Genomic DNA, 4782 nt, shown 5'->3' with positions numbered 1-4782 from the left:
AATCCCGGCATCAGGCTGCCCGCTGTAGCAATCTGATCAAGCTCGGACCTCTCCGAGGGCCGGCGCTCCTACACCACGCCAAGGGGCATGACCCCACAGAATTGAGGCCTCGCCAGCCGCGTAAGCAATCTTGTTGCCGCGACGGACACGACGCAGCCTCGTCGAAATAGCCCTGCAGCCGGCTGGCAAGCTCTGGCTCGCCCAACGAGCCTAGGGAGTGATCTCGTTGTCGATTCGGATTCTCCGCACCGCCCGACGGGTCACATCCTCCATCCGGCTGGCACCAATCCGGGCCGAAGTTGCGCGCCAAGCTTCTGCGATTGCGCGGGCGAGCACGGGGCCGGCCCCGATCGACGGCCTTTCGACAATCTGAACCGCCGCATCCTCCGACAGCGCCTCGACGAGTTGCCAGCGTCGCGGCGCTCTTGCGCCCCGATCCGGCGAGCGTGCTCGGAGCCAGAGCCGCTGGAAAGTGTTGCGCAGGCCACCATGGAAGCGATCAGCGTGCCCGTCCTCAAAGCGCCAAGGCGGGTATCGTTTCGATGGCCGAGATCGGCGAGTTGCCGGCGCTCCGGCTCCGGCAATGTCGAGATCGCGGGAGTGACGTCGATCCCGAGAAAACCGCGATGATACTCGAGCCGCTCGCCGGCCTCGGCCTGCGCAATCCAGGCGCAGAACTCGACATCGGTGTGCCTCGGCATCGCCACGCGGGGCCCGACAGGGGACTTGGCCACCATCAGCATGCCCGCGGAGCCTGCCGAAGCGAGGCAGCATGGTTGATGGCGCGCGCGGGGTCCGCGGTCAGCCGGTGCGGCATATGGGCGGCGCGTGCAACCGCGTCGCTGATCCTCACGGCGCAGCGCCTTGTCGACGACATAGAGGACGGGCTGGTCGATATGGTGGTGGTCTGCAAGATCGACCGTCTCAGCCGCTCGCTTGCCGACTTCGCCAGGCTGGTCGAGGTGTTCGACCGGAATCGCGTCACCTTCGTCTCGGTCATCCTCGATCACGTGTCATCCTAACAGCGCAAGCAGCACGGCATCGGAGTGCGGGTCAGCCGATGCAGGGGGAAAGCTCCCGCCGCGCAGACTTCTTAAGCGGCCCGATCACCAATCATCGTCATGATCCTCTTGGCCAACCCTGCCGAAATTGTGATGATTTCGCGCGACCGACTTGGCCCTGATTGCCTTCATGCCACATTTACCGCGTTTCTTGTCAAAACTGGTAACGGCGACCCCTTCGACGAGATCGCCCGATTCGATGTCTGCAGCGGCGATCATGTGCGGTGGGATGAAAATGTCGCCAAGGGTGAACCCAAGCCCGCTTTCGGTCACATTCGTTGCCTCGCGGAATGTTCGGCAGACATCCGGTGCCGGGGATCGATCGGTGGGAAGGATGGCGATGATGCGGGTGTGCATGCGCGTTTTCCCGTGGTGCCGGGCAAGGCGGACCGCGACTGCATCGCCCACTTTCGCCTCTCCTGCGTAGCGCGAAATCGGGCAGGTGCCATCTACGCCTCGTTCAACAACAACATGGATCAGCGATTTCTGGTGATTGACGTGGTTAATCACCCCGATCTGTTCGGGCGCGACGTCCATGACGGTGCCGCCAGGTCGAGGGCGAATTCGGTGAATGATCGCGCGCCCGGGATCGGGCTTTGACATCTCATGTTGCATCATGAGGGGTGCGCCATCGGCCAGTCCCCGGATGCAGGCATGGTTTTCCGGCAGGCTCAATTCCATTGCAAAGGGACTTGACCTTAGGAAGATGCGCCGCAGACGTCGAGACTTTTGTCCGTCTCGGCCCTCAATGGTGAATACATCGCCGGGAGATGCATCCGTCCACGGAAGGTGGGAAAAAAAGGAGCGCTTCGGCAGGGTCACTGAATTGGGAGTAGAATGTGCGATCCGTGGGTGCCGGGCTGACAGCTCCCAGCCGTTCCGACAGGGCTTGTGCGTCGCGTGGGATCTGATGCCCGGCGCGCGCACGATGGGACAACAACCGCTCAACCTCGAACCGCGCTTCAGCGGGGTGACTTTCCTTCAGGAGCGCAGCAAGCTTGAGGCGGACCTTGCCGACGAAGCCATCGTCCTGTGAACAACAGAGGGCCTTCGCATAGCAGGAGGCTTCGGTTCGGGGTCGTCCGACACCAGATCGCCAACCAGATCCCACGCCCAGAATTCCGATGCTTTCACACGCGCAAACTCGATGGCTAACGCACGCGCGTCGTCGATGAGGCCCGAGCCTCGCAAGAGTTTGGCGAGGCTCAACTTCAACCAGATGTTTTCCGGATACCGTTTCATTGCAGCCTGAACATGCGGCAAGATGGAATGACGATCATCCGCTCGATCGCTGTCAGCCGCCTCAGAAGCAGCAGCTTGGACTATACGTTCGACAAGCGAGGGATAGGTCTTGCCGTCCTTTCCGGTTTGGCTGGAGAAGTCCTCGTCGCTGAACTGCTCCGGGTTCCACACGACCTTACCAACGGGGGCGAGACTCTCGCCAATGTCTTTGACGCGCTCGATGCAATCTCGGAGGATTGGGGACGGCTTAGCGGGCTCATTGATGCGCTCGGTGTGGGAGTTGCGCGGACTCAATACGATCCGGGCCAAGCTCTTTATGCGACCGGACCAGTTGAGCGAACTCACGCTTCGGTTTGTTGAACTGCCGAAGCTGCGGAGTGGAGCGGCCAAACTCGGGTGGGGGCAGGCGGATCTCTACGAGCTGATGTTTGCGAGATTGGCTTTTGACGAAGAGGCAAGGGATGCCTTCAGTCGTTTCCTCGAGGCCCGTGGTCTGGGCAAACCGCCGGAAAAACAAGAGGAGCCTCAGAGTTGGAAACTGTCCAATAATGAGACCGAGCAAGAAAGCTTTTCGAGGCCATGGCAGGCAACTACATGGGCGCAGGACCGCGAAAGGGAAAAACCTTCGACTGGCCGTATAACCATTTGGCAGATGGCGTCGGAGATGTGACGCCACTCAGCTTTCTTATCCTGATGCAGAACGCTGCGGAACGGTCCCAATCCCGAGATGCGGACGCCCTTATCCTTCTGCCGCGAGCAATCCGCAAGGGGCTCCGGGAAGCCTCTAAAGTCCGCATCGAGCAGCTGAATACCGAATACCCCTGGATCAAGCGGGTTCTCCAACCACTCGCGGGTCTACGAGTGCCGGCAGAGCCACAGGTCCTCTTTGACGCTTGGACAGAGGACGCCACGGCGGAAGCTGCCGTAAAAATTGCACGAAAAGAGGGTGCTCTCCCGCCGGTGCTGATCAATTCGTATCGAAAAACTGAGTGGTTGCATAGAGAGGCCGACCTCGCTGATCGCCTAACCAAGATGGCGTCCTCACAAACCGACCAGACCGGCGCTACGATATGCCTGGCCTCTTCCGCATTGGCGCAGCGCTTCTGAAAAAAGGTGGGGTGGCGCCGTTAGCCTAAGACTGGAGATGTCCTTCTCCGAAAACCGTAATGCAGCGATTGAGCTCACGGTCAAGGTCTGCTTTGGGCTGAGTACGGCAGCGCCAGGGGCCAAGCTCGACAGTCCGGTTCGGGGCCGTTTGCCGCCTCCGGTAAGGCCTATCCCGTAGCTCGCCTATATCGCCACTCCCGCGCCGCTTCCCGCCCGCCCTCGTCGCGGCGCCGGTACCGTTCCCAACCGTTCGCTTGAGGTAGGCCGACATGCGCATCTGGTCGCCGCGGGTCCAGCGCGCGGGCTCGAGCCCGGTGGCTTTCTCAAGGATCTCGCCAACCGACACGTGGCTCAGCGGCACCGCGCGCGGCACGCTCTCGGTCCGGCAATTGCCGTAATCCGGGTAGCCGTCGGAAACGGTACGGATCTCGTGGGTCAGCCAGTGCTCGATTAGGTCGTCCCAGGCGTCAGACTGATAGCGGCGGTCTTGCGCCTCGCGGGCATCGGCGAGCAGCGCCGGGTCGTCGATCCACCAGATCGTGCCCGAGCGGAACAGGTGCACGGCTTCCACCCAAAGCTGGTCCCGATCGCGGGCGAGCGCGGCGACGTCTGGCGCCGCAGCGCAGCGGCCAAAGCGGCGGTTGCCAGTCTCGTCACGCAGATACGTGTCAGGGTTCACGGTCCCAGCGAACACGCACTGCCGCGGCACCTCTACGGTGTAGCGGCCGTAAGGTGGGCGGAAGCGGTCGGTCGTGCGCGTGAGGAACGCCTTGATGCGCGAGACCTCGGCGCGGCCGATGGCGTTGAGTTCGGCGATCTCGACGATCCAGACGCCCGCATGTGCAGCGCCGCGTCCTTGGACCCCAGCTCGGGCAGCTCGTCGGTGAACCATTCCTCGCCGGCCAGCACCTTGATCGCCGTGGATTTGCGCGCGCCCTGCGGCCCCTCGAGGATCAGCATGTGGTCGGCCTTCACGCCGGGCCGGTAGATGCGGGCGACAGGCGCCGTAGCGGCGCTCGGGCACGCGGTAGGCGATCTCGAGATATTCGGACGGGTCGTCGCCGGCCGCGCGGATGCGTTCGGCCATAGCGGCGAGACGGTCCTGATCCCAGGAGACCTTCTTCGGCAGGTCGGCGACCACGACGACGCCCTGGTCCTCGACGCGCACGGTGCCGCTGGTCTTGCCCTGCGCTGGGGAGCGTCGTTAGAGGTGGTTCGCTTCGTCTGAGCAACGTCGGGGCTCGTGCTAAGTGGATCTCCGCCTTGGTTACGCCGCCGCCGGGATTGGCATCGGCTGGCTGAGATAGGCCTGATCGGGTGTCTGCCCGCCATGTATGAGGAGGATCAGAAAACGTTCCAGTGGAACGTTTTC

4 protein-coding genes and 3 pseudogenes are annotated in these 4782 nt (G+C 62.6%); 4 read left to right on the top strand and 3 right to left on the bottom strand.

Annotation, left to right across the window (positions count from 1 at the left end):
- Positions 1-857 precede the first annotated feature (857 nt).
- A pseudogene (locus tag KTN05_RS17160) lies at positions 858-998 on the top strand (recombinase family protein); the annotation flags it as partial.
- 108 nt (positions 999-1106) lie between these two features.
- Here the strand turns inward: KTN05_RS17160 and KTN05_RS17155 are convergent.
- The gene (locus tag KTN05_RS17155) at positions 1107-1742 is read right to left on the bottom strand and encodes a hypothetical protein (RefSeq protein WP_217330590.1); all 636 of its coding nucleotides are present in this window, start codon (positions 1740-1742) and stop codon (positions 1107-1109) included.
- 64 nt (positions 1743-1806) lie between these two features.
- A pseudogene (locus KTN05_RS18795) lies at positions 1807-2303 on the bottom strand (hypothetical protein).
- Between the two features lie 331 nt (positions 2304-2634).
- Here KTN05_RS18795 and KTN05_RS17145 point away from each other — a divergent pair.
- A complete protein-coding gene (locus KTN05_RS17145; RefSeq protein ID WP_217330588.1) occupies positions 2635-2973 on the top strand; it encodes a hypothetical protein in 339 nt (112 codons plus the stop codon).
- Positions 2883-3410 (top strand): hypothetical protein, encoded by a 528-nt coding sequence (locus KTN05_RS17140; protein WP_217330587.1) that lies wholly within the window; start codon positions 2883-2885, stop codon positions 3408-3410. Before KTN05_RS17145 ends, KTN05_RS17140 begins: the two co-directional genes overlap by 91 nt.
- A 25-nt stretch (positions 3411-3435) precedes the next feature.
- Here KTN05_RS17140 and KTN05_RS17135 read toward each other — a convergent pair.
- Positions 3436-4370 (bottom strand): annotated as a pseudogene (locus KTN05_RS17135) (VapE domain-containing protein).
- A gap of 28 nt (positions 4371-4398) precedes the next feature.
- On the opposite strand from KTN05_RS17135, the gene KTN05_RS17130 reads away from it, so the two are divergent.
- Positions 4399-4638, top strand: coding sequence for a hypothetical protein (locus tag KTN05_RS17130; protein ID WP_217330585.1), 240 nt, complete (start codon positions 4399-4401; stop codon positions 4636-4638).
- Positions 4639-4782: the final 144 nt, after the last annotated feature.

It is taken from the genome of Paracoccus sp. Z118 (assembly GCF_019061185.1).
Taxonomy (GTDB): domain Bacteria; phylum Pseudomonadota; class Alphaproteobacteria; order Rhodobacterales; family Rhodobacteraceae; genus Paracoccus.
This window is presented reverse-complemented; position numbering and strand designations above follow the sequence as displayed.

Coding starts and splice junctions, on each gene's coding strand:
- KTN05_RS17155 (WP_217330590.1), bottom strand. CDS start 1,742: ATGGAATTGAGCCTGCCGGAAAACCATGCCTGCATCCGGGGACTGGCC.
- KTN05_RS17140 (WP_217330587.1), top strand. CDS start 2,883: ATGGCAGGCAACTACATGGGCGCAGGACCGCGAAAGGGAAAAACCTTC.
- KTN05_RS17130 (WP_217330585.1), top strand. CDS start 4,399: ATGCGGGCGACAGGCGCCGTAGCGGCGCTCGGGCACGCGGTAGGCGAT.